Genomic DNA, 22,683 nt, shown 5'->3' with positions numbered 1-22,683 from the left:
TTGCCAAAGATCGCGACTTGCTGAAGATGTGGGTTGCAGGGGCGCGCGCGGGCACGTGCGACCTGCGCCGAAAGAAGGAACACATGGACCAGTTCGACCAGAACAAGCAGGCCGCAAAGATTCGTGTCGTCGGCGTGGGTGGCGCCGGCTGTAACGCCGTCAACACGATGATCCTGGCGAAGCTTGAGCGGGTCGACTTCATTGCCGCCAACACCGATGTGCAGGCGCTGGCCGCCAACAAGGCGCCGGTGCGGCTGCAGATCGGCCAGACGCTGACCAAGGGTCTGGGCGCTGGCGCCAACCCGGAGATGGGCCGCGAGGCCGCGCTGGAGTCGCGCGACCAGATTGCCGCCATGCTCGAGGGTGCGGACATGGTGTTCGTCACGGCCGGCATGGGCGGTGGCACCGGTACGGGCGCCGCGCCCATCATCGCGGACATCGCCAAGAGCCTGGGCTGCCTCACCGTGGGCGTGGTCACCAAGCCCTTCCTCTTCGAGGGCAACAAGCGCCGCAAGCAGGCGGAGCAGGGCCTGGTGGAACTGAAGGCCGCGGTGGACACCCTCATCACCATCCCCAACCAGCGCCTGCTCACGCTCAGCAACGAGCCCATGCCGCTGCTGGAGACCTTCAAGCGCGCCGACGAGGTGCTCCTCAACGCCGTGCAGGGCATCTCGGACCTCATCCAGTACCACGGCTACATCAACGTGGACTTCGCGGACGTGAAGACCATCATGAGCGACAAGGGTCTGGCGCTCATGGGCACCGGTCACTCCTCGGGCGACAAGCGCGCGATCAACGCCATGCAGCAGGCCATCTCCAGCCCGCTGCTCGAGGACATCTCCATCGACGGCGCCACCGGCCTGCTCATCAACATCACCGGCGGCCGCGAAATGACGCTTCAGGAGGTCAACGAGGCGCTCACGCTGGTGCACGACGCGGCGGACCCGGACGCGGAGATCATCTTCGGCTCGCTCATCGACGACAACATCCGCGACGAGGTGAAGATCACCATCATCGCCACGGGCTTCGTGTCGCGCGACGCGAAGGTGCGCCAGCCGGCTCAGGTGGTGCAGGTGCCCCTCGTCACCCGGCCTCCGCCCGTGTCCCTGAACGTGGCGCGCGAGGAGGTGGCCAGCCTGGTGCCCGCCAAGGCTGGTTCGCGCTCCCTGCCCGCCGTGGACAGCCGTACGCTCTCCAACCGCACCGCGGTGGTGAAGGACGCGGCGCTGCCTCTGGACGAGGATCAGTTCGACATCCCCACGTTCCTGCGCCGCCAGGGCCAGACGGAGATGCCGTAAGGTGAGCTAACGCCCGGGAAGGCGGGCCACGCTCGCCGCCCGGTGGTTGCGCCCGGAGAGCGCATCGCTGCGCGAGAGCATCGTGTCCACCTCGCGGTAGAGCTCGTCGATGCGCTCGGGCAGCCGCGGGGCGGGAACCACGCCGTCGCCGGAGAGCTGCTCCAGCAGGGCGCTGGCCCTCTGAAGGAGCTGATGGGCTCGGAGTAGTGCCCGTCCCGCCCGCGTGCCTTGGGGCGAGAAGAGCGTGCCACCCTGGTAGAGGGTCTCGACGGCTGCGCGGTTGGTGCGAAGGCGCTCGGTGACTCGCGCCCGGTACATCTCCAGCCGCCGCTCGTGGCGCGCGCCTTGGAGATCCACCACTGTTCCTGTCGTGGAGGGCTTCACGGCCGAGGACGCTACGCCATTTACCTACATGCCCGCAACTTCCCGGCTGGCGGCGCGTTGTCTCCTTGTCACGCCGCAGGTGGGGGTTTAGGTTCGCGCGCCTCACACGTGGAGGGGTTGCGGGCCATGTTCAAGAAGCTGCTCATCGCGAACCGAGGTGAGATTGCCCGGCGGATCAACGCCGTGGCGAAGGGGATGGGGATCTCCACCGTGGCCGTCTATTCGGACGCGGATGCGGAGCTGCCGTTCGTGCGCGAGGCGGATCAGGCGGTGCGCCTGGGGCCCGCTCCGGCCAAGGACAGCTACCTCAACATTCCCGCCATCCTCGAGGCGGCGAAGTCCACCGGGGCGGATGCGGTGCATCCCGGCTACGGCTTCGTCTCGGAGAACGCCGAGTTCGCCAGCGCGTGCAAGGCCGCCGGCATCACCTTCGTGGGTCCGCCGCCCGAGGCCATGCTGCGGATGAAGGACAAGAGCCAGGCGCGCAAGCTGGTGGCCGCCGCGGGTGTGCCGGTGGTGCCCGGTACCGAGGATGTGCTTCCGGACGTGCAGTCCGCGCTGGCCGCTGCCGAGAGCATCGGCTACCCGGTGCTCTGCAAGGCGGCGGGCGGTGGTGGCGGCATCGGCATGGCCGCGGCCAACAACCCGGCCGAGCTGGAGAAGGTCTTCCGTCAGTGCACGGACCGGGCGAAGGCCGCCTTCGGCCGTGAGGGCGTGTACATCGAGCGCTACTTCCCGGCGCCGCGCCACATCGAGGTGCAGATCCTCGGTGATCACCACGGCCACCTCATTCATTGCCTGGAGCGCGAGTGCTCCATCCAGCGCCGTCACCAGAAGGTGGTGGAGGAGGCTCCCTCGCCGCTGTTCGCGGACGGGCGCAACGCGGAGCTGTCCCAGAAGCTGTTCACGGCGGCCATCGCCGCGGCGAAGGCCTTCGGCTACGCCAACGCCGGCACGGTGGAGTTCCTCTACTCGGATGGCGGCATCTACTTCATCGAGATGAACGCCCGGCTCCAGGTGGAGCACCCGGTGACGGAGCTGACCACGGGGTTGGATCTCATCGCCTGGCAGCTGCGCATCGCCGCCGGCGAGAAGCTCACCGTGAAGCAGGAGGACGTGAAGCGGCGCGGGGCGGCGCTCGAGTTCCGCATCTACGCGGAGGATCCCGTGAAGTTCTTCCCCTCGCCGGGCCCGCTCAAGGTGTTCCAGCCGCCCACGGGCGAGGGCGTGCGCCTGGACTCGGGCTACGCCGAGGGCAACACCGTCACGCCGAACTACGATCCCATGATCGCCAAGCTCATCGTCTCGGGTGCCACGCGCGCCGAGGCCATCGAGCGCTCCATCGGGGCGCTGCAGGGCTTCCGCGTCGAGGGCATCAAGACGAACATCCCCCTGCACCTGCGCATCCTGCAGGACCCGGTCTTCCGCGCGGGAGACCTCAATACGCGCTTCCTGGAGCACCACGCGAAGCCGTAGGCCAGGCAGCATCTAGAGCAACGCAGCACCTTACCTTGCGAAGGAGCACAGCGATGGCGGACGTGGCGGCGCACATCACCGGGACGGTGTGGAAGATCGAGGTCAAGGTCGGGCAGAAGGTCTCCGCGGGAGAGACGCTCGTCATCCTCGAGTCCATGAAGATGGAGATGCCGGTGGAGGCGGAGGAGGGCGGCCTGGTGAAGGAGATCCGTTGCAAGGAGTCCCAGTCGGTCAACGAGGGCGACGTCCTCGTGGTGCTCGAGTAGCGGGAAGCGCGCGGTGCAGCCGTCAGCTCTGCATGTGGAGGACCGGGACGACGGTGTCCGTGTTCTCACCCTGTCCAACCCGGCGCGGCGCAACGCGCTCGATGACAGCCAGGTGGCCCGCTTGGACGAGGCGTTGGCCTCGGCTCCCAGCAAGGCACGCGCTGTCCTCATCCGGGGAGAGGGCGCTGCCTTCTGCTCGGGCTATGACCTGAACCTGCTGGCGGCCCCTACCGAGGATCGCCTGCCGGACGACGCCCTGATGGCGTGCCTGGCACGGCTGGAGGCGCTGCCTCTGCCCAGCGTCGCACTGGTGCGAGGGCCGGCCTTCGGGGCGGGCTTCGATCTGTCAGCCTCGTGTGACTTCCGCGTGGGAGCGGAGGACGCACTCTTCAGCATGCCCCCGGCGCGGCTGGGCATTGTCTACTCGCCGGATGGGCTGATGCGCGCGGCCCGGCTGGTGGGCGTGGCGCGTGCCAAGAACCTCTTCCTCACCGGACGCCGGCTGGACGCGAAGGAGGCGCTTGGCTGGGGCCTGCTGGACGAGTGCCTTCCGGCGGCCGACGCCGAGGCCCGGGCACTGGAGTTGTGTCGGACGCTCGCCGCCCAGGCACCGCTGGCAGTGTCAGGGATGAAGGAGACGTTCCGGTTGCTCACGCGAGCGGCCTTGTCCGACGAGGAGCGGGCCCACCTGCGAGAGGTGAGGGCCCGCGCCTTCGCCAGCGAGGATGCCCGAGAGGGCAAGGCGGCGTTCCTGGAGAAGCGCACGCCCCGGTTCCGCGGCCAGTGAGGCGGGCCGCCCGCCCGCGGCTCAGGTGTCGCCGAAGAGCTCGCCCATGCGCAGCTGCAGCGCGGAGGCGATCTTGTAGAGCGACGAGATGGAGGCCGAGGACTCGGCGCGCTCGATCTGCGACAGCAGCGACACGGACAGGCCAGTGCGGCGAGCCAGCTGCTTGAGCGTGAGGTCCTGCGTCTTGCGCGCGTCGCGGATGGTGCGGCCGATGGCGCGGTGCAGGTCCGCCTCGGGATCCTGCGACAGGCCCTTCTTGGCCAGCGCGTTGCGCACGGCGCCGAGGAACTGGTCCGGCTCCATGGGCTTCTTCACGTAGTCGCTGGCCTGGTTCTTCAGCGAGGCCACGGCCGTGTCCACCGTCGGGTAGGCGGTGGCGACGATCACGGCGACGTCCGTGTCGTGCTTGCGGATCTGCTCCAGCACCTCGGTGCCGGACATGACGGGCATCATCATGTCCAGGATGACGAGGTGGAAGTCGGCGCTGCGGAGGAGCTCCACCGTCTTCGTGGGGTCCGTCGTGGTGACGACGTCATAGCCCTCGCGCATCAGGACGAGCTTGAGGTAGTCGCAGTTGTCCTGCTCATCATCGACCACCAGGATACGAATCTGCACGAACCTTCTCCTCGTTTGAGGGATGGAAGCCCGCAGACCGGACTCCGTACACGCCACGGGGGCGGCGTACGCGAGTTGCCCGGCCTACTTGCCGCCTCCCGGTTGTTTCTGACTCTTCTCGTAGTCGGCAACCAGCTTCCTGACGCTGGCGGCCATCTCGTGATCCGGCGCGAGCCGTAGGAACTCGCGGTAATACTGGGCGCCTTCGTCCGGGCGGTTGCGCCGGGCCACCGCCGTGCCGAGCGCGAGGTAGCACTGGGCGTAGGTGGGATCGAGGGCGATGCACTTTCGGAGGACGGACTCGGCCTCGGGCAGCTGCTGCTTGCGCAACAGCATGTAGCCGTCGTCGAAGAGCTGCTTGGCCTGCTGCTCCGTGTTGGGGCGGCGCGGCGGCGTGCCCGCCACCGGAGGCTTGCCATTGTTGGCGCCGGCCTTGGAGGGCGGCGCGAGCGCGGCCTCCACCTTCTCCTTCAGGGCGGCGTGCTCCTCGGCGAAGGCGAGCGTGCCCTCGGAGGCCTCCAGGTACGGCAGGGCCTCCTGGAAGCGGCCCGCGTCGAACTCCTTCTGGGCCTGGTCGAGGCTCTGCTTCGACTCCTGCTCCGCCTTGGCCTGGCCGAGCAGCTCCTGGGCCTCGGTGGGGCGCTGGCCGTTGGCGTCCTGGATGGACTCGAGCGTCTTCACCGCCGCGTCGAAGTCACGTGCGTCGATGGAGGCCCGGGCGCTCTGGAGCTTCTCCGCGAGCGGGACGGCGGGCTCGGTGGGCGTCGTGGCCGGGTTCTGCGCCTGCACCGGGTTGGACGGCTGCTCCTGCTCGGGCTGCTTCCTGTCCACCGCGACCGGCTGCTGCGGGGTGTCGGGGGTGGCCGACGGCTGGCCGAACAGGAACCAGGCGATGCCTCCGCCTCCGACGAGCAGCAGCACGCCCGCGATGGCCAGCACGAGCCCCTTCTTGGAGCCCTTGGCGGAACCCTCGTGCGCCAGCCCCTCGGCGCTCTGGCCCGGGCCGATGAAGCGCATCTTCACATGGCCGAGCTCGATGATGTCGCCATGCGCGAGCGGCGCCTGCGCGTAGCTCTCGCCGTTGACGGCCATCCCGTTGGCCGACTGCATGTCGATGATGCGCCACTCGCCGGAGTCCTCGCGGACGAGCTTCGCGTGCGTGCGCGACAGCGAGCGGTGGTCGATGGTGATGTCGTTGTCGTCGGTGCGGCCGATCCGCATCTCCGTGCGGATGCAGGCGAACTCCTGGCCCTTGAGCTCGGCACTCACCACCAGCAGGAGGGGCGCCTCGTCGGCCTCCACCGTCGCGACCTTGCGCGGCCGGTTCATCTCCACCTGATCCATCCGGATCACCGCGGTGGAGTGACGGCGCTGGTCCGCCGACGGGGGAGTGGGAGCGTCGTCGTCCTCCTCCTCTTCCTCCTGGTGGGCGGGGACGTCCATCTCCGTCTCGGCCTCGGAGGCCAAGGCGGGCTTGCCCTGAGCTTCGTTCAGGGCGGCCTGCAGGGCCGAGGAGGGCAGTCGGATGGTGGGCGCACTGACTGGAGTCTGCGCCTGGGCCTGGGCTTGCGCCTGGGCCTGCGCGGCGGCCTCCTTCTGTACCGCCAGGTCGTAGTCGCCGATCTGGATGAGATCTCCGTCGGCGACCTGGGTCTGCCCCTGGATGCGCTCGCCGTTGATGCGCACCCCGTTGTAGCTACCCAGATCTTCCACCAGCACGTGCCCGTTCTGGCGCATGAGGCGTGCGTGGCGGCGAGATACGTTTCGCTCCGTCAGGCGGATGGTATTCCCCTCCTGGCGGCCGATCGTGATTTCGTCGCGCACAAAGGGGACTACAGTCTTTCGCCCCTCGTCGTCTTCGATGATGAGCTTCAGCACGGGTCAGGTCCCCTTACAGCTATAGCAGAATCCCCCCGGCCACCTCAAGGAGGGCATCCGCCCAAAATAACAGGGCTTTTCCCGTAGGAAGCGGCCTTGTTGGGTCGGTTGTCTATCGGACAGATGGCCGCGGGCTCGGATCAGGGCTCTCCCGTATCCGGATCAGGGCTCTCCCATATAAGGAGGGAAAGCGGGGGTTGGCGAGCGGCCGTGCACCAGGAGGGCAGGTGGCAGAGGGGCCTCGGATAGAGTGCGCGCCATGCGGAACAAGCTTGCCTCCCTCCTGTGCGCCGCGGTGGTGGTGCTCCTGCTGGCCCCCCCGGCTCGGGCCGAGGACTCCGCGGCGGACATCGCCCGCCGCAGCCGTGAGCGGGGTGCTCTCAACCTGCTCGGCGTGCGCGCGGAGCTGAAGCTCACCACGGTGCTGAAGGACGGCCGGCGCAAGGAGCAGGTGCTCTCCTCTACGGCGAAGCGGGTGGGGGGACGGCTGCATTCGCTGGCGCGGTTCTCCCAGCCGGCGGGGGTGGCGGGCGTGGCGGTGCTCACCGTGGAGGGCGCCCCGGGCGAGCCGGCCGACATCTCCCTGTACCTGCCCAAGCTGAAGCGGGTGCGCAAGGTGGCGAAGGGACAGCGCGGCCAGTCCTTCATGGAGACGGACTTCAACTTCGCGGACCTGGGCGGCTCGGGTGGCGAGCGGGATGAGTCGCTCCGGCTGGTGGGGGAGACGAAGGTACTGGACCGGCTCGCCCACGTGCTGCGCGGGAAGGGCGGGCCGGACTCCCCCTACGGCGAGGTGACGCTCTACGTGGACAAGGAGACGGATGTCCCGGTGAAGGCCGAGTACTCGGACCGCGAGGGCAAGCCCCTCAAGGTGTACCGCGCCGTGCAGATCAAGAAGTTCAAGGACCGGGTCGTCGCCGCGGAGTCGGTCATGGAGAACCTCCAGACGGGCTCGCGCACCACGTTGGAGGTGCTGAAGCTGGAGGAGGTGCAGCTCGGTGACGAGGCCTTCACCGAGCGGGCCCTGGAGCGCGGGTGAGGGGCGGACCGACGACACTGCTGGCCCTGGTACCCGCGCTCGCCCTCGCCTCTCCGCAGGAGGCGGCGCCGCTGCAGGAGTTCTCCTCCGATGCACCCGTGGCGCCCACGGTGAGTGTGCGCGGTGACGTGCGGTTGATGGGGGGCGTGGACACCGGCTTCGAGCCGGCTCGCGAGGATGGCCTTGGTGAGCATGTGGTGGACGGGTGGGGGAGGGCGTCGCTCGCCACGGACGTGAAGCTGAGCCCCTCGCTGCGGCTGGTGGTGGAGGGGCGGGCCTTCTGGCGTGGCGGTGCCCAGAAGGGCTTCGAGCGCGCGAAGTCCTCCTTCGAGCCCTTCGTGGGCGAGGCCTTTCTCGACGTGTACACCCGGTGGGTGGACGTGCGGGTGGGGCAGCAGACGCTGGCCTTCGGGGCCAATCCGTTCTTCGCGCCCACGGACATCCTCAACCCGCGCGAGCTGCGCCAGAGCTTCGTGCAGCTCGAGCCGGAGGACCTGAAGCAGCCTGTCTTCGCCGCGCGGGCGCTCGCCACGGTGGGGCCCCTCTCCATCACGGGCGCATGGGTGCCCTTCTTCTTCGCGGACCGCTACGACGTGTTCGGCCAGGACCTGGCGCTGCTGCAGCCGCCGCTGGGTGTGGGGGTGCCCATCTCCGTGGATCCCTCCGTGGAGGACGGATTGCAGCCGCACCTGCTGGAGACGGAGCGGCCGGGCCTGCCGGGAGACGTGGGCCTGCGCGTCACCAGCGACGTGGGCCGGGTGAAGGTGGGTGGCTCGTGGGTGTGGGCCAACGAGAAGCTGCCCCAGGTGACGTTCGACCCGGAGCTGGAGGCGGTGCTGCGCGCCCGGGAGCGTGGCGAGCCGGTGGATGCGGCCCTGCTGCTCTCCTTGCAGGAGCGGTTGAGTGCGGGCGAGTCGCTCGTCACCGGCCGCTACGCGCGCCAGCATGTGGTGGCCGCGGAGGCGAGCACGTTGGTGGGGCCCGCGCAGCTCGATGTGGATGTGGGCTTCAGCCCCTCGCGGACGTTCTACGATGACCGGCTGCAACCGCTGCGCAAGCCCGCGGTGTCGTGGGTGGTGGGTGCGTCGCAGGCGGAGGAGTCGGACCTCGTCTACTCCGTCACCTATACCGGGCTCGCGGTGCCGGGCGTGGGTGCGCAAGAGGTGCTCTTCCTGATGGAGCCGGGCACAGCGCGCGGACAGGAGCGCACGGCTTTCTTCCACCTGCTGGTGGCGGACGTGGGGTATTCGCTGCTGGGAGGCCGACTCCAGGTGGGGATGCGCGGGGCATTCGAGCCCATTCAGCGCTCCTTCCTCGTGGCGCCGCGGGTGGGGTGGCGCGTGAGCGAGCATGTGCACCTGGGGCTCGCGGCCGAGGTGTACGGCGGCCCATCCTTCAGTGCCTTCGGCTACTTCAACCGCAACGACCAGGTGCTCGCCTCGCTGCGTCTGGTGCTGTAGCGGAGCAAGGCGAGTGATTGCCTCGCCTGAGTCATCGTGCAGGCCCGACGGGGACGCTCAGCCCAGGCGTCGCACTTCGCGAGTCCGCTCTTCGATCTCGAGGAAGAACCCCTTCACGGCCTCGACGATCTGCTCAGGCTGATCCAGCGGCGCCGCATGGCGGGAGTCCTTCAGCTCCTGGAGGCGAGCGTCCGCGAGCTTTTCGACATACGCCTTCTTCGCAGACAGCGGCGTGTAGTCGTTGTCGGATGCGAGGACGAGGACCGGGCAGGAGATGTCCTTCAGCCGATCCAGGACGGTCCAGCCGACGAGCCCTCGGGTCGCACGCGCGTAGGCGTCTGGCTCGTTGGCGCCGATCGACTCCACGACCCTTCGCCGGAGCTCCGCCTGCTCCGGCTTGGGGAAGAGCTTGGGCGCGAGTATCCGAGCCAGCGTCCTCGGCCCGAGCGCCTTCAACAGCAGCATCCGCGTCGCGAACATGAGTCGTAGGCTCAGCGTCCGCGGAACCATGTCTGGCCCGCTGTTGATGACGGTCAGGCTGCGCACCAACGCTGGCCGGTCCACCGCGAGCTGAAAGCCAATCATGCCGCCCATCGAGAGCCCGACGACATGCACATGGGTGAGACCCAGGCGATCGCAGAGGTCGCGGATGTCCCGCGCGAAGAGTGGCACGCCGTAGCGCCCTGCTGGCTTGTCGCTGCGTCCGTGGCCTCGCACATCGGGAATGATGACGCGGTAGCCAGCGGCGGCGAGCCGAGGGGCGACGAGCTCCCAATCCTGTCCCGAGGAACCGAGCCCGTGGAGGAGCAGAACCGGCGTACCCGTACCGGACTCCTCGAAGTGAAGGGATGAGCCATCGAGCTGGATTCTGGGCATGGCGGGGCCTCGCGCTCCGGCAGGTGCCTGAACGATCGATCATCCATTCGAGCGATTGAACAGGGCCATTAGGTTGTGTTAGAAATCCTAACTGAACGATCGATCGTTCAGCAAGGCCGAACATGCGCTCCCTCCCCCGGTCACGTCTACAGGCACAGAAGGCAACCCTGCCGGGGACGGTGCCCGAGGGCACGCGGCGACGAATCCTGGAGACGGCCCTGCGGCTCTTCGCGAGCCATGGCTTTCACGGCACGTCGATCCGGGACGTCGCGAAGGAGTTGGGGCTCCAGCCGAGCGCCCTCTACTCGCACTTCCCCGCCAAGGAGAACATCCTCGCCGAGCTCGTCCAGGTGGGCCATGAGACGCTCCACGAGGTGCTGCGCACGGCGTTGCTGAACGCGGGCTCCGAGCCGGCTGAGCAAGTGCGAGCGCTCGTCCGGGCCCATACCATCCTGCACGCGACCCATTCGCAGTTGGCGGTCGTGGTGAATGAGGAGCTCCACGCCCTGCCGCCCGAGCTCGCCGCACCGGCCCTGGCGCTGCGCCACCAGGCTTCCGCGCTCCTGCTCGAGGTGGTGAAGCGAGGCGTGGCGATGGGACGGTTCTCGCCTCCTCACCTGGAGGCAACGGCGGCGGCGATCTCCGCGATGGGCGTGCGCATCCCGTACTGGTACGAGCCCGCTGGCGCGCTCACCGCCGACAGCCTCGCCGAGCTTCATGCCGAGCTGGCGCTCCGCATGCTCGGAGGCCGCTGAACGCGCGGTACCTGCTCACCCTCCCGGCGATGTCGCCGGGTGCACCGATGTAGTGCCCACACCGAAGCAGGTAGCAAGGAGATGACCATGAAGCGGAGTTCTGGCGCCTTGGCGCGTACCAGTGCGTTGCTGCTCGTCCTTTTTGCGCTGTCTGGAGCCCCTGCCCATGCTGGTTCATGGGTGCATGGCAGCTATACGAATCTCTGGGGCTCTCGCGGCTTCCAGCTCTGGGTCCCCACCGGGTATCAGCCGGGCGAGGCGCTGCCGCTGGTGGTCGCACTTCACGGCTGTTTCCAGAATCCCGATCAGTTCGCTGGCCTTTCGCGCCTGAACCAGAAGGCGGACGCGGAGAAGTTCCTGGTCCTCTACCCAAACCAGGCGACGCTCTTCAATGGCACACAATGTTGGAACTTCATGATCGCCACCAACCAGGAGCGCGACCGCGGTGAGCCCTCCATCGTCGTAGGCATGGTGGATTGGGTAAAGAGTCGCTATGCGGTGGACAGCCGTCGCGTCTATGTGGGCGGAGTCTCCGCTGGTGCGGTCCTGAGCAGCATCCTGCTCGCCTGTTATTCGGATGTGTTCGCCGCCGGCATGGTGGGGGCGGGAGCGATGTACAAGGCCGCGACCACCGCCTCTGGAAGCGTCTATGCCATGGCCTTCGGCAGCATCTACAGTCCCGATGATCGGGGGGCTGATGCCTGGGCGTGCTCGCGCAAGCCGCGCTGGCAGGTGCCGGTGCTCGTCCTCCATGGCACCGAGGATGATGTCGTCAACCCCATCAACGGCGAGCAGGCGGTGCGGCAGTTCCTGCAGACCAATGACTATGGCGACGATGGTGCCAACAATGACAGCGTGCCCTACGCCCCCACTCGGGTCTGGTCTGGTCGCTCAACCGGCGGCCGAGACTACCTCGTCAAGGAGTACGCCTACGCTGGGCGGCTCCTGGTCCAGAAGTATGAGCTCAAGGGCATGGGGCACGCGTGGCCCGGAGGAGATCCCTCCTACCTGTTCGCCGACCCCTCGGGTCCCGATGCGACCACCCTGATGTGGGACTTCTTCAAACAGCACATCCGCTGAGGCGAGTCGGTAGCCACGGGCTTCCTCACCGCGCGCTCCAGACCCGCACGGTGAGCCCCAGTCCGGCGGACCACTCGTTCACCCGGGCAACTCCCGCATCCGCATGCGTGTGCGCCGCGGAGAGTCGCAGCCACACTGGCTGGTCATTCACGGCGATGAGGAGCCGCTCCAGGCTCACCTCCTCGCGCGTCCGGAAGCGCATCCCGCCGTCGAAGCCCAACGTCCACCCGGCGAACGCCGTGACGCGTGTAGCCCACCACCCGTCCTCCGTCTCGTAGCCCGCATCGAGCAGGAGCGTGGTGAAGGGGGACAGCTCGTGCACCGTGCCCTGCCGCGAGCTGCGCAGCATGTGGCTCGCGGCGGGCCCCAGGCCGAGCCACACCCGTGCCGTAGGGGCGCGCACTGGGTCCAGCAGCAGCGCGGCGCGCCCTGTCTCCAACGTCCAGCCAGGCCCCTCCCAGACGCGCCGCTCATAGTGTCCCAGGCGCATCGCCAGGGTGAGGTCAAACGGGAAGGGGATGCGCACGGGGCGCGCTGTGGGGACGAGGATGAAACCCTCCTCCAGGTGGCGGCGCAGGTTGCCTTCGTAGAGCGTGGCGATGAGGCCCTGGCGCGCCATCCCGCTCCGGGCTCGGGTGACGAACAGCCGGTGGGTGTTGAGCCAGGGCGTGCCCTTGCTGCGGCTGGTCCGCTGGGTGCGCACCAGGATGCCGGCGTACAGCTCGGGTGTTGCCTCTCCGTCCTGCACCGCGGCCCCGGCCCCGGCGAGCAGCCCGTTGCCCGGGTCGAAGCAGATGGGGAAGGGCTCACCGGCCTTGTCCGTACCGACGCACGCCTCTCCCTCCCCGGCGGCGCCGGCGAGCAGCAGGGCGAGTGTGAGTGCGAGCATCCCAGCCCCTCCTCAGCGAGAGGTCGTCAGGGGCGCGGAGCGGCGAGCGGGCGCCCACAGCGAGAAGCGCAGACCCATGTTGGCGGACCACTCCCAGCCGGGAGGCTCGTCCAGGAGGTCGGTCCGCCACTGGCCCCGTCCGTCGACCACGAGGCTCAAGGGCTGGTCGTTGATGGCCAGGAGGATGAGCTCGTAGCCGGCACGCACCCTCAGCCGCTCCGGGTGGTGCGCACGGCCCCCCACCTCCGGATCCAGCAGGAGCTTCTCGGCCTCTGCTCCGAAGGTGAAGTGGTGGAAGCCATTCGGGTCGAGCGTGAGGCTCCCCTCGAAGACGGCACCGGGGACGAGCGCGAAGACGCCGTTGGTCCGGTCATACTCCACCGAGGGGCCGGCGCGCAGGCGCACGTACGAGACCAGGTCCCGCGAGTGCCAGAGGTCCAACGTCAGGTGCCCGGTGGCGAAGGTGTAGAAGATGTTCTCGGTGCCACCGCGGCGCAGGAGCTCCAGGCGCAGCACCTCCAGCCACGCGCCCATGTCGAAGGTAAAGTCCGAGCGGCGCGGCTTGCCGAAGAAGGTCGTCACCCGGATGGGCGGCTTGTCCTGCCGGACGTTGGTGTCGTAGCGCAGCAGCGTGGAATCGAGCGACGACTGCTCCCCCAGCACCAGCTCGGTGTCGAGCACGGTGATGCGGCGCATCATCTTCTCGCCATCGGGGAACTCGGTGATGATGCCGAAGTCCACCCGGCCCCGGGAGAGGTTCCGCTCCTCGCCCGAGCGCCACAGCGGCGACCACGCGCCTCCCAGCCAGACGCGCCGGTGCAGATCGAAGTTGTACTGCATCACCCGGCCGCGCTCGTCGCGGTACCAGCCCGGAGGCGCCTCGGCGATGGCGGGCACGAAGGTGTAGCCCTCCTCCACGCGCTGGCGGAGGTACTCGTGGTCCTCCCGGCAGGGCGTCGCCCGCTCGAGGGGCCGGTCACTCTCCGTCCCGTCCGCCTCCAGCTCTTTGTCGGGCACGGCGAGGCAGCGTCGGGCCGCCGCGTCGCACTGCACCCGGTAGCGGCCCGAGGGCACCTGGAGCGAGCTCGCGAGCCGGCCGCACCAGATGGGCTCCCGGTACTTCAGGGAGGGAAGGGGGGACTCTGGAGGAGCGAACGTCACGGTGCTGCCCGTGGGGGCTGGCCCGGGGGGAGCCTCGACGCCTCCGGACTGGGAGAGCAGGAGGGCGAGGAGCACGGCCGTCATCATGAGCTGGCCTCCGAGGGGGGGGTCCGCGACGTGCGAGGAAGGCGGGTCTGTTGGATTCAAGGCGCATGCCCTCGCCTGGTTGAGAGGTCCGGCGAGAGGTGGGTGTGCATCCGGGTGTGCAGTTCCTGGCACGCTGAGCGGCAGACTACACGGTACCGGGCTCTGGCGGAGGTCGACCGGGGCGGGAGGCGGGGATATAAGGCCGCGACCCATGCTGGGCGCGTGGGCCCATGCGGACGGAGGCGGAGTTCCCCGTGTCGAGCAACGGAGCGCAGCAGCAGGAACCGCAGACCTTCACCGAGGCCGTCCTCGGCAAGGGCATCCACCAGGAGTCGTGGGCGAAGCGCTGGATGGCGCTGGAGCCGACACTGCGCGTGGCGTTGGCGACAGCCGCCTTCGCGGCGCTGCTCTTCATCCCCTACCTGGGGGCGGTGGGGCTGTGGGACCCCTGGGAGACGCACTACGGCGAGGTGGGCCGCGAGATGGTCCAGCGCCGCGACTACGTGTACCCCTTCTGGGAGAACGCGTGGTTCTTCTCCAAGCCGCCGCTCACCATGTGGATGCAGGCGCTGGGCATGCAGGTGGTGGGCACGCTGCGCACCGAGGGCGCCCTGGGGCTCTACACCGAGTGGGGCATGCGGCTGCCCTTCGCCCTGCTGAGCATCACCGCGGTGTCGCTGCTGTCCCTGGCTGTCGCGCGGGTGGTGAGTCGGCGTGCGGGCCTGGCCACTGGCTTCGTGCTGGCCACCATGCCGCTCTACTTCCTGCTCACCCGGCAGACGGTGACGGACACGCCCTTCGTCACCACGCTGGTGTGCGCCATGGCGTGCGCGATGATCGGCCAGCTGGACGACACCACGAAGCACCGCGCCGGGTGGTGGTACGCCTTCTACGTCTTCGCGGGCCTGTCCACCCTGGCCAAGGGCCTGCTGGGCGTGGGCCTGCCGGCCGTCATCCTCGTGCTCTATGCCCTCTTCGCCGTCATCCCCTACGACGCGAAGAGCCTCAACGGGCACCTGCGCTGGCTGCTCGAGGCCCCCTTCCGCGCCGAGGTGCGCGAGGGCAAGCGCCCCATGCCCGTGCTCTGGGCGCAGATGTACCGGATGAAGCTGGGCACGGGCATCCTCGTGTTCTGCGCGGTGGCCGTGCCCTGGTACCTCGTGCTGAGCCTCTTCGACGGCGTGGACGACGAGGGCAAGCTCTTCTGGTACCGCTTCTTCATCCACGACCACCTCAACCGCCTGAGCGCGGGCGTGCACACCACCACGCCGGGTGGCACCTTCATCTACTTCATCGAGCAGGGCGGCTTCGGCATCTTCCCCTGGGTGGCGCTGGTTCCGGGCGCCTTCGCGCTGGTGTCCCGGCTGCGGCCCCGCTCGCCGGACAAAGCGGACCAGCTAGCCCTCATGGCCGCGCTCTGGGTGGCCTTCTCCTTCACCCTGCTGGCCTCCTCCGCCACCAAGTTCCACCACTACGTCTTCCCGGTGCTCCCGGGGCTCGCCGTCCTCATCGCCCTCTTCGTGGACCGGCTCTGGGAGGAGGGCATCTCCGCCCACGCGATGAGCCTCGTCTTCGGGCTCATCCTCTTCATCCTCGTGGGCCATGACCTGGCCAACAACCCGAAGAACTTCACCGACCTCTTCGTCTACAACTACGACCGGCCGTACCCCTCCGACCTCGTCACCCGGCCCATCGCCATGTTCGCCTCCCGCCCGCTTTGGATGGGAGACCTGCTGACGCTGGTGCTGCTGTCGGTGGGCGCCTACCTCGCCGTGGGGGTGTTCCCGGTGAAGGCGGAGGGCTCGGTGTATGCGCGTGCGGTGGCGCTGCTGTGCCTGGCGGTGGGCGGGGCCTTCCTCGTGCCCATGGCCCTGCGCGGCACGGTGGCCGCCACCCCCTTCATGGGCGGGGCCCTGTTCCTCGTGGGCGCCTGGGTGGCCTGGCAGGCCTACAAGGCCGGAGAGGAGTCGCGCACCGCGCTGTGGATCCTCGCCGCGGCGCTGCTCCTGGGCGGAGCCATGGGCTTCGTGCGCACCGTCCGCCTTCCGCCGGCGAGCGACTCGCTCCTCAAGTCCCTGTCCCAGCCCGTCAACGTGAAGATGGCCCTGGGCTTCGTCTTCACGGTGGCCGGAGGCCTGGCGGCAGTGGCGGCGGTGCAGCGCTCGCGGGTGATGCTGTACGGCACCTTCTGGGCGCTCGCGGCCAGCTTCGCTCTCTGGTTCAACTGGGGCCATTGGGTGGACCTGTCCCACCACTGGACGCAGCGTGACCTGTTCTGGCGCTACTACGCCCAGCGCAAGCCGTCCGAGCCCATCACCGCCTTCATGATGAACTGGCGTGGTGAGACGTTCTACTCGCGCAACCAGGTGAAGCAGATCCGCGAGGCGCCCCGGCTCAAGCCCTTCGTGGACCAGCCCGGTCGCGAGTGGGCGCTCGTGGAGCACAACCGGCTCAGCGTCCTCAAGCAGGCCGCGGGCGGCGACAAGACCGTCACCGTCATCGACCGCGACATCAACAACAAGTTCATCCTGGTGACCATCGATTGAGCGGCATCTCCGTCCAGGGACTCGCCAAGCGCTTCGGCGCGCGCACCGCGGTGGAGGGGCTGGACTTCGAGGTCCGCTCCGGTGAGGTGTTCGGCCTGCTCGGGCCCAACGGCGCGGGGAAGACGACCACGGTGCGCATGCTCACCGGTCTCCTCCAGCCTTCGGAGGGGGAGGCCCGCGTCTGGGGCCACTCGGTGCGCACGGACGGTGAGGCGCTGCGGCGCGTGGTGGGACTGCTCACCGAGCAGCCCGGGCTCTACGAGCGGCTCAGCGCGCGCGACAACCTGCGCTTCTTCATGAAGCTGCACGAGCTGGACGAGCGTCAGGTCTGGCCGCGGGTCAGCGCGTACCTGGAGCGCTTCGGGCTGGCCGGCCGCGAGAACGATGCCTGCGGCAGCTTCTCCAAGGGCATGAGGCAGAAGCTGGCCATCGTGCGCACGCTGGTGCACGACCCCAAGGTCATCTTCCTGGACGAGCCCACCAGCGGCCTGGACCCTGAGTCGGCACGTACGGTGCGCGACGCGGTGGCGGAGCTGGCGGCGGAGGGGCGCACCATCGTGCTGTGCTCGCACAACCTGTCCGAGGTGGAGCGGCTGTGCACGCGGGTGGCGGTGGTGAAGGGGCGGCTGCTGGCGATGGCCCCGGTGAACGAGCTGCGGCGCACGGGCAGCGCGCTGGAGGTGAAGGTGGAGGGCGAGGCCGGACACTATGTCCAAGCCCTGACCGCGCTGCCCTTTGCCCCCAACGTGCTGGCTGAGGGAGCGCGGCTGCGGGTGATGCTGGAGGACGAGGCCCAGGCCCCGGATGTGGTGGCGTGCCTGGTGGGGGCGGGAGCGCGTGTGCGCAGCGCGGTGCCGGCCCAGCGCCCGCTCGAAGAGGTCTACCTGGAGCTCATCCGCGAGGGGAAGGTGTGAGCATGGCGTTCCGTCCCCGGCGCGCGTTGGCCGTCTTCTGGAAGGACTTCCTGGACCTGCGCAGGAACCCGGCGCTGCTGCTGGCCATGGCGGCGCTGCCCATGGTGCTGGTGGTGGTGCCGATGGTCGTCGTGTGGACCTACGTGCGGGACCCGAGCGACCCCAACCTCCGGGTGATCGCCCTCTACTACGACCCGACTCTGCCCCTGAACGCGAACGCGGGGCGCTTCCTGGTGGAGCGCACGCTGCTGGACTGGTTCGGCATGTTCCTGGTGATGCCGGTGTTCGTCCCCATTCTCATCTCCTCGCAAAGTGTGGCGGGGGAGAAGGAGCGGCGCACGCTGGAGCCGCTGCTGGCCTCTCCGGTGACTGCGGTGGAGCTGGTGGCGGGCAAGAGCCTGGCCTCGTTGGTGCCGGCGGTGTTGATCACCTGGGTGGCCTTCGTGCTGCTGTGCGTCGGCGTGGACGTGGTGGCGTGGCCGCTGGGCCAGGGGCTGATGATGCCCAACACGCTGTGGCTCTTCGGCGTGGTGGTGCTGGCGCCGCTCTTCGCCTTCTTCGGCAACGGCGTGGCGGTGCTCATCTCCGCCCGCGTCGCCGAGGCCCGCACTGCGCAACAACTCTCCGCACTCGTAGTGTTACCGCTCGTGGGGCTGGTGGCCGGCCAGGTGGCGGGCTTCTTGAATGCCGGGCTGGCCTATTACGCGGTGCAGGGTGCGGTGGTGCTGCTGCTCGACGCGGCGCTGCTGTGGGCGAGTATCCGCCTGCTGGACCGGGAGCAGCTGATCAGCCGTTGGGGGTAGCCGAGCGGACGGCGGATTGCCGGGTTGACTGGCCAAGGGTGCGTAACCTCTGGCATGTTCCCAGGGCAGGCCGGGGGAAGTCCGATCGGCGGGCATGCAATGGACCCGGTCGCTATGCGTTAGAGGGTAGGGCGGCGTGGGCACCCGGTAGTCGACGCGGTCTCAGGAGGCTTCGAAAGCACGATGGGATTCTTCGGTACGATCAAGGACGAGGCGCAGCGCAACTTCATCGCGCGGGCCGACGAGGCGAAGGGCGAGATTGTCTACAAGTATCCGGAGAAGAACATCCGGATGCTCACCCAGCTCACCGTCGATGCGGACGAGGTCGCCCTCTTCGTCAAGGACGGGAAGGTGGAGGGCAAGCTGGGGCCGGGGCGGCACCAGCTGGACACCAGCAACATCCCGTTCCTGTCGCGCTTCGTGGAGAAGTTCACCGGCGGCAACATGTTCATGGCCGAGGTGTTCTTCGTCTCCACGCGCGAGTTCACGGGCGTGAAGTTCGGAGGCCCCATCGGTGACGTGCGTGACCCGGAGACGGGGCTGGGCATTGGCACCATGGTGTACGGCGACTTCTCCATCCGGGTGACGGAGCCGGAGAAGCTGGTGGTGGGCCTGGTGGGCATGGGCCGCACCAGCAACGCGGACTTCCTGGGCTGGTTCAAGGGCCAGGTGCTCAAGGTGACGCGAGATCGCATCGCCGAGCTGCTGGTGAAGAAGCGCTGGCCGCTGCTGGACGTGACGAGCGGCGCGTACACGGAGGAGATCGAGACCGAGGTGATCGCCGGTCTCAAGCCCCACGTGGACACCTACGGCATGACCGTGGTGCGGATGGGGAACTTCCACGTCAGCATCAAGGAGGAGGACGAGGCGACGCTGAAGAAGCTGTCGAAGGACGTGGCGTACTCGCGTCTGGCGGGCGGCTTCCAGCAGTACGCGCAGGGCCAGGCGATGCTGGGCGCGGCCGAGGGTATGGCCAAGGGCGGTGACGGCAGCGGTGCCGGCGCGGGGCTGCAGGGCATGGGGATGGGCATGGGCTTCGGCATGGCCCAGATGTTCACCAACCAGCAGCAGCAGAATCAGCAGCAGCAGCAGCAGCAGCAGAATCAGCAGCAGCCGGCACCCGCGGCGGCGCCTGCGGACACGCGCAGCCCGGCGCAGCGGCTGAAGGAGCTGAAGGAGCTGAAGGACGCGGGCGTGCTGTCGGATGACGAGTACAACGCCAAGCGCGCGGAGCTGATGAAGCTGCTGTAGCCCTTCCCCTCTCCCCTTGGGAGAGGGACGGGGTGAGGGTATCGAGGACCCCGAGTTGTACCCCGAGGCCTCCGTCCGTGTTACCGGGCGGGGGCCTTCGTGTTTCCGGAGGTCGACCTACCGCCGGGACTTGTGTCCGTGTGCCGGGCGGGAGCCAGCCTTCTTCCGGGAGGTGACGCTCTGGGCGGACTTCGAGGCGCGGGCCTGCCGGGAGCCCGGTTTCCGGGCCTTCGCGCTCTTCGATGCGGGGACCTTGGCCATCTTCGAGGCCGGGGCCACCCGGGGCGCCAGGCGGGGCGCAGCCGAAGTGGGCTGTGATTCGGAGGCGGGCGCGGGCGTCACCGGAGCCGGAGCCGGAGCCGCCGGAGCGGGCTCCTGTGCAGGAGCCGCGGGCGCCTCCGCCGGGGTGTTCTCGGGAGAGGCGGGGGCGGTGGGCATGGGGGCCTCGACGGGCGGGGCCTCGCTCTCATCGCGGGCGTCCAGCTTGATGGGCACGCCCAACGTGGTCCCCAGCCGCAGCAGGAGCACGTCTGGGGAGATGCTCTTCTCGCCCATGCTCTCGGCCACTTCGCGCGCGGAGAGCGCATTGCCGTGGGCCCACAGCCCCTTGAGGAACTTGCCGGCCTCTGGTTCGTGCCACCAGGCCGGGCCGAAGCGCGCCTTGAGCTGACCCTGGAGCTGGCCCGCGAGGAACCACGCGCGGAAGCTGTCCGCGGACTGGAAGAAGTCCTCCTGCTCCACCAGGTAGCGAGCGACGTCATCATTCGTCGCGGGCATCTCGTCCACGCGCTCGAGCATGGCCTTGTACAGCTCGCGGGCATCCACGCCCTCCTCCCGGTGCAGCGCGAGCTGGTACAGCAGCCGGCCCGCGGCGCGGCGGATGAGGAACAGCTTGTGGGCGCTCGTGGCCGCCAGGTACGCGGTGCGGTCCTTGCCCGTCAGCCCCGCGTGCTCCTCCAGCCAGACGGGGTCCTCCATCAGGTCCTCGAAGAGGGCCGCGTACGCCTCGGTGACGGTGGGGTTGCCCAGCTTGGCCAGCTCGAAGCGCGGCTCCTTCGTGTACGCGTAGTGCACCGCGTGGCCGACCTCGTGCAGCAGCCGAGCCTGTGCCAGCGCGCCCTCGACGGGCCGTACGGACAGCCGCACGTCCCCGGGCACCTCGATTCCCAGCGACAGCGGGCGCGGGTTCTTGCGCTTCACGTCGTCCCGCGCGTCGATGCGCACGTTCTTCATCTCGCCCAGGTCGATGTCCATGCCCGACAGGGTGCCGTGCGCGCGCAGCAGCTGATCCCCCTTGGGGAAGAGTCCATCCACCTCGCGTGGGCGGAACAGCCGTGGCAGGTCCGCACGGGTGAGGTTGGCGAAGGGCATCCCCAGCTCGCGCTGGGCCAGCCGCTCCATCACCTCTTTGTAGGGCGCCTCGGTGGCCTGCAGCACCTCCTCGGCCAGCAGGGCCAGCCGGCCCAGGTCCGCCTGCCGCAGCTCGCCGCCAAAGGCCTCGTAGGAGGCGTAACCCAGCTCGCGCACCAGCTCCTTCGTGCGCTCCTCGCGCCGCTGGATGAGCGGGTTGAGCCGCTCCAGCGCGGGCGTGGCCGCGGTGTAGAGGGCTTTGCGCCGGGGGGCACTGCGCTCGTTGGCCAGCAGCCGCTCCAGCTCCCTCCACCGCACCTCGCGGCCGTCCACCTGGAAGGTCAGCGACGCCTCCAGGTTGGCGATGGCGTCGTTCATCTCGGCGAGCTGTTGCGCCAGGTACTCGCCCGCGAAGTGGGACTGGAGCGCGGTGAGGGCGCGCAGCTCGCGCGGCTCCGTGGTGCGCTGGCGCAGCTGGTCGAGCTTCCGGATGCTGTCGAGGCTGAACAGCGCTTCCTTGCCCTCGTACGTGGAGACCATGTCCGCGTGGCCCCCCTCGGCCCAGTAGCTCCACACCAGCAGGTCCTGCGATTTGAGCAGGGCCGAGGCTTCGGCGGCGAGCCGGGCCCCCTCGGTGGCGAGCTGCTGCTCCTCGGTGAGCGGGGCAGGGGCGGCCTTGGTGGTGATGCACCCACCGAGGGCGCTGAGGCTGAAGGTCAGGAGGAGTGCGGGAAGCCTTGGGCGCATGGGACGCGCAATGTAACTTCACCCGCGCTCATGCCCAATCCAGTCCAGTGGCGCTCGGCTGCAGGTAGGCAGGCGCTCTACGGAGCCCTCCGCCGTTTCTTCACCCAGCTTGGCTACCTCGAGGTGGACACCCCGCTGCTCATCCCCGCCCCAGGGATGGAGCCCCACATCACCGCCTTCGAGGCCCCCTTCGTCCCCGAGACGGACGTGGGGCAGCGCCGCACCCTCTACCTGCACACCAGCCCCGAGTACGCGATGAAGCGGCTGCTCGCCGATGGCGCAGGTCCGATCTTCCAGATTTGTAAGGTATTCAGAAACGGGGAGGTCTCGAGGACCCACAACCCCGAGTTCACCATGCTGGAGTTCTACCGGCCCCAGGCGGACTACCACGCCATCATGGCGGACCTGGAGGGGGCGCTGGCGGAGGCGGACCGGGCGGTGGGGGGCGATGGCTTCTTCAGCCGCACGCCCTACGAGCGGCTGTCGGTGCGGGACGCGGTGCTGCGGGAGACGGGGGTGGACCTGCGGGCCTGTCCGGACGGGGCCTCGCTGAAGCGGGCGGCGGAGGCGGCGGGGGTGCGCACGGGCGACGCCACCAGTTTCGATGATGTCTTCTTCCACCTCTTCTTGCAGAAGGTGGAGGGGAAACTGGGGGGGGAGCGACCTACCTACCTGACAGAGTACCCCGCCTCCATGGCCTCGCTGGCGCGGCTCAAGCCGGGAGACCCCACCGTGGCCGAGCGCACGGAGCTGTACGCGAGAGGGCTGGAGCTGGCCAACGGCTTCTCCGAGCTGACGGACGCGGTGGAGCAGCGCGCCCGCCTGGTGGAGGAGCAGGAGTTCCGGCGCAACGCGGGTCGAGCCGTCTATCCACTGGACGAGCGGTTCCTTGACGCGGTAGGCCGCATGCCACCCTCGGCGGGTATCGCCGTGGGGTTGGATCGTATCTTGATGCTGTTGCTGGGCGTGGAGTCCATCTCGGATGTCCTCCTGTTCCCAGCGCATGAATTCGTCTGAGAAG

The 22,683-nt window shown here is 68.9% G+C and carries 20 protein-coding genes; 13 read left to right on the top strand and 7 right to left on the bottom strand.

Annotated elements, in window-relative coordinates; genetic code table 11:
• The first annotated feature begins 83 nt into the window (after positions 1-83).
• Positions 84-1,298 carry a cell division protein FtsZ gene (gene ftsZ, locus OV287_RS41150; protein WP_267539500.1) on the top strand — a complete coding sequence of 405 codons (1,215 nt, stop codon included), beginning with the start codon at positions 84-86 and terminating at the stop codon, positions 1,296-1,298.
• A gap of 6 nt (positions 1,299-1,304) precedes the next feature.
• Here ftsZ and OV287_RS41145 read toward each other — a convergent pair whose 3' ends face one another.
• The gene (locus OV287_RS41145) at positions 1,305-1,655 is read right to left on the bottom strand and encodes a hypothetical protein (RefSeq protein ID WP_308809780.1); all 351 of its coding nucleotides are present in this window, start codon (positions 1,653-1,655) and stop codon (positions 1,305-1,307) included.
• 153 nt (positions 1,656-1,808) lie between these two features.
• Here OV287_RS41145 and OV287_RS41140 point away from each other — a divergent pair, with 153 nt between their 5' ends.
• Genes OV287_RS41140 through OV287_RS41130 form a run of 3 tightly spaced genes read left to right on the top strand, consistent with a single transcriptional unit; the run spans position 1,809 to position 4,211 of the window.
• Positions 1,809-3,158, top strand: coding sequence for an acetyl-CoA carboxylase biotin carboxylase subunit (locus tag OV287_RS41140; protein WP_267539499.1), 1,350 nt, complete (start codon positions 1,809-1,811; stop codon positions 3,156-3,158).
• 53 nt (positions 3,159-3,211) lie between these two features.
• Positions 3,212-3,424, top strand: a complete 213-nt coding sequence (locus tag OV287_RS41135) for a biotin/lipoyl-binding carrier protein (RefSeq protein ID WP_267539498.1) — start codon at positions 3,212-3,214, stop codon at positions 3,422-3,424.
• A gap of 13 nt (positions 3,425-3,437) precedes the next feature.
• A complete protein-coding gene (locus OV287_RS41130) occupies positions 3,438-4,211 on the top strand; it encodes an enoyl-CoA hydratase/isomerase family protein (RefSeq protein ID WP_267539497.1) in 774 nt (257 codons plus the stop codon).
• A 21-nt stretch (positions 4,212-4,232) separates the two neighbouring features.
• On the opposite strand, the gene OV287_RS41125 is transcribed toward OV287_RS41130, so the two are convergent.
• Positions 4,233-4,826, bottom strand: a complete 594-nt coding sequence (locus tag OV287_RS41125) for a response regulator (RefSeq protein ID WP_267539496.1) — start codon at positions 4,824-4,826, stop codon at positions 4,233-4,235.
• An 84-nt stretch (positions 4,827-4,910) separates the two neighbouring features.
• Positions 4,911-6,704 (bottom strand): FHA domain-containing protein, encoded by a 1,794-nt coding sequence (locus OV287_RS41120; RefSeq protein ID WP_267539495.1) that lies wholly within the window; start codon positions 6,702-6,704, stop codon positions 4,911-4,913.
• A gap of 259 nt (positions 6,705-6,963) precedes the next feature.
• Here OV287_RS41120 and OV287_RS41115 point away from each other — a divergent pair, with 259 nt between their 5' ends.
• Both OV287_RS41115 and OV287_RS41110 read left to right on the top strand, forming a co-directional pair.
• Positions 6,964-7,743 (top strand): outer membrane lipoprotein-sorting protein, encoded by a 780-nt coding sequence (locus tag OV287_RS41115; protein ID WP_267539494.1) that lies wholly within the window; start codon positions 6,964-6,966, stop codon positions 7,741-7,743.
• Positions 7,740-9,203 carry a hypothetical protein gene (locus OV287_RS41110; RefSeq protein WP_267539493.1) on the top strand — a complete coding sequence of 488 codons (1,464 nt, stop codon included), beginning with the start codon at positions 7,740-7,742 and terminating at the stop codon, positions 9,201-9,203. Before OV287_RS41115 ends, OV287_RS41110 begins: the two co-directional genes overlap by 4 nt.
• Positions 9,204-9,260: 57 nt before the next feature.
• Here the strand turns inward: OV287_RS41110 and OV287_RS41105 are convergent, their stop codons facing one another.
• On the bottom strand, positions 9,261-10,079 hold the full coding sequence (locus tag OV287_RS41105; RefSeq protein WP_267539492.1) for an alpha/beta fold hydrolase: 819 nt from the start codon (positions 10,077-10,079) through the stop codon (positions 9,261-9,263).
• Between the two features lie 122 nt (positions 10,080-10,201).
• Between OV287_RS41105 and OV287_RS41100 the strand changes: the two genes are divergently transcribed.
• Both OV287_RS41100 and OV287_RS41095 read left to right on the top strand, forming a co-directional pair.
• On the top strand, positions 10,202-10,834 hold the full coding sequence (locus OV287_RS41100; RefSeq protein WP_267539491.1) for a TetR/AcrR family transcriptional regulator: 633 nt from the start codon (positions 10,202-10,204) through the stop codon (positions 10,832-10,834).
• Positions 10,835-10,921: 87 nt separating this feature from the next.
• A complete protein-coding gene (locus OV287_RS41095) occupies positions 10,922-11,914 on the top strand; it encodes an extracellular catalytic domain type 1 short-chain-length polyhydroxyalkanoate depolymerase (protein WP_267539490.1) in 993 nt (330 codons plus the stop codon).
• 25 nt (positions 11,915-11,939) lie between these two features.
• On the opposite strand, the gene OV287_RS41090 is transcribed toward OV287_RS41095, so the two are convergent.
• Both OV287_RS41090 and OV287_RS41085 read right to left on the bottom strand, forming a co-directional pair.
• Complete coding sequence (locus tag OV287_RS41090; protein ID WP_267539489.1) at positions 11,940-12,803, bottom strand: hypothetical protein; 864 nt, start codon at positions 12,801-12,803, stop codon at positions 11,940-11,942.
• Positions 12,804-12,815: 12 nt separating this feature from the next.
• Complete coding sequence (locus OV287_RS41085; RefSeq protein WP_267539488.1) at positions 12,816-14,051, bottom strand: hypothetical protein; 1,236 nt, start codon at positions 14,049-14,051, stop codon at positions 12,816-12,818.
• Between the two features lie 230 nt (positions 14,052-14,281).
• Between OV287_RS41085 and OV287_RS41080 the strand changes: the two genes are divergently transcribed.
• The 4 genes from OV287_RS41080 to OV287_RS41065 all read left to right on the top strand — a co-directional run bounded on the left by OV287_RS41080 (position 14,282) and on the right by OV287_RS41065 (position 19,565).
• Complete coding sequence (locus OV287_RS41080; protein ID WP_267539487.1) at positions 14,282-16,597, top strand: ArnT family glycosyltransferase; 2,316 nt, start codon at positions 14,282-14,284, stop codon at positions 16,595-16,597.
• Complete coding sequence (locus OV287_RS41075) at positions 16,594-17,511, top strand: ABC transporter ATP-binding protein (protein ID WP_267539486.1); 918 nt, start codon at positions 16,594-16,596, stop codon at positions 17,509-17,511. Before OV287_RS41080 ends, OV287_RS41075 begins: the two co-directional genes overlap by 4 nt.
• A gap of 2 nt (positions 17,512-17,513) precedes the next feature.
• The gene (locus OV287_RS41070; protein ID WP_267539485.1) at positions 17,514-18,314 is read left to right on the top strand and encodes an ABC transporter permease subunit; all 801 of its coding nucleotides are present in this window, start codon (positions 17,514-17,516) and stop codon (positions 18,312-18,314) included.
• Positions 18,315-18,497: 183 nt separating this feature from the next.
• A complete protein-coding gene (locus OV287_RS41065; RefSeq protein ID WP_267539484.1) occupies positions 18,498-19,565 on the top strand; it encodes an SPFH domain-containing protein in 1,068 nt (355 codons plus the stop codon).
• A 117-nt stretch (positions 19,566-19,682) separates the two neighbouring features.
• Here OV287_RS41065 and OV287_RS41060 read toward each other — a convergent pair whose 3' ends face one another.
• Positions 19,683-21,662, bottom strand: a complete 1,980-nt coding sequence (locus OV287_RS41060; protein WP_267539483.1) for a chromosome segregation protein SMC — start codon at positions 21,660-21,662, stop codon at positions 19,683-19,685.
• Between the two features lie 30 nt (positions 21,663-21,692).
• Here OV287_RS41060 and epmA point away from each other — a divergent pair, with 30 nt between their 5' ends.
• Complete coding sequence (gene epmA, locus OV287_RS41055) at positions 21,693-22,679, top strand: EF-P lysine aminoacylase EpmA (protein ID WP_267539482.1); 987 nt, start codon at positions 21,693-21,695, stop codon at positions 22,677-22,679.
• The last annotated feature ends 4 nt before the right edge of the window (positions 22,680-22,683 follow it).

Origin of the sequence: Archangium lansingense (genome assembly GCF_026626635.1) — a bacterium.
Lineage (GTDB): Bacteria > Myxococcota > Myxococcia > Myxococcales > Myxococcaceae > Archangium > Archangium lansingense.
This window is presented reverse-complemented; position numbering and strand designations above follow the sequence as displayed.

What these genes read in the sequence shown, in the direction of transcription:
- OV287_RS41095 (WP_267539490.1), top strand. Translation starts at nt 10,922, where the DNA reads ATGAAGCGGAGTTCTGGCGCCTTGGCGCGTACCAGTGCGTTGCTGCTC.
- OV287_RS41080 (WP_267539487.1), top strand. Translation starts at nt 14,282, where the DNA reads ATGCGGACGGAGGCGGAGTTCCCCGTGTCGAGCAACGGAGCGCAGCAG.
- OV287_RS41065 (WP_267539484.1), top strand. Translation starts at nt 18,498, where the DNA reads ATGGGATTCTTCGGTACGATCAAGGACGAGGCGCAGCGCAACTTCATC.
- OV287_RS41105 (WP_267539492.1), bottom strand. Translation starts at nt 10,079, where the DNA reads ATGCCCAGAATCCAGCTCGATGGCTCATCCCTTCACTTCGAGGAGTCC.
- OV287_RS41085 (WP_267539488.1), bottom strand. Translation starts at nt 14,051, where the DNA reads ATGATGACGGCCGTGCTCCTCGCCCTCCTGCTCTCCCAGTCCGGAGGC.
- OV287_RS41060 (WP_267539483.1), bottom strand. Translation starts at nt 21,662, where the DNA reads ATGCGCCCAAGGCTTCCCGCACTCCTCCTGACCTTCAGCCTCAGCGCC.
- ftsZ (WP_267539500.1), top strand. Translation starts at nt 84, where the DNA reads ATGGACCAGTTCGACCAGAACAAGCAGGCCGCAAAGATTCGTGTCGTC.
- OV287_RS41090 (WP_267539489.1), bottom strand. Translation starts at nt 12,803, where the DNA reads ATGCTCGCACTCACACTCGCCCTGCTGCTCGCCGGCGCCGCCGGGGAG.
- epmA (WP_267539482.1), top strand. Translation starts at nt 21,693, where the DNA reads ATGCCCAATCCAGTCCAGTGGCGCTCGGCTGCAGGTAGGCAGGCGCTC.
- OV287_RS41140 (WP_267539499.1), top strand. Translation starts at nt 1,809, where the DNA reads ATGTTCAAGAAGCTGCTCATCGCGAACCGAGGTGAGATTGCCCGGCGG.
- OV287_RS41070 (WP_267539485.1), top strand. Translation starts at nt 17,514, where the DNA reads ATGGCGTTCCGTCCCCGGCGCGCGTTGGCCGTCTTCTGGAAGGACTTC.
- OV287_RS41115 (WP_267539494.1), top strand. Translation starts at nt 6,964, where the DNA reads ATGCGGAACAAGCTTGCCTCCCTCCTGTGCGCCGCGGTGGTGGTGCTC.
- OV287_RS41135 (WP_267539498.1), top strand. Translation starts at nt 3,212, where the DNA reads ATGGCGGACGTGGCGGCGCACATCACCGGGACGGTGTGGAAGATCGAG.
- OV287_RS41100 (WP_267539491.1), top strand. Translation starts at nt 10,202, where the DNA reads ATGCGCTCCCTCCCCCGGTCACGTCTACAGGCACAGAAGGCAACCCTG.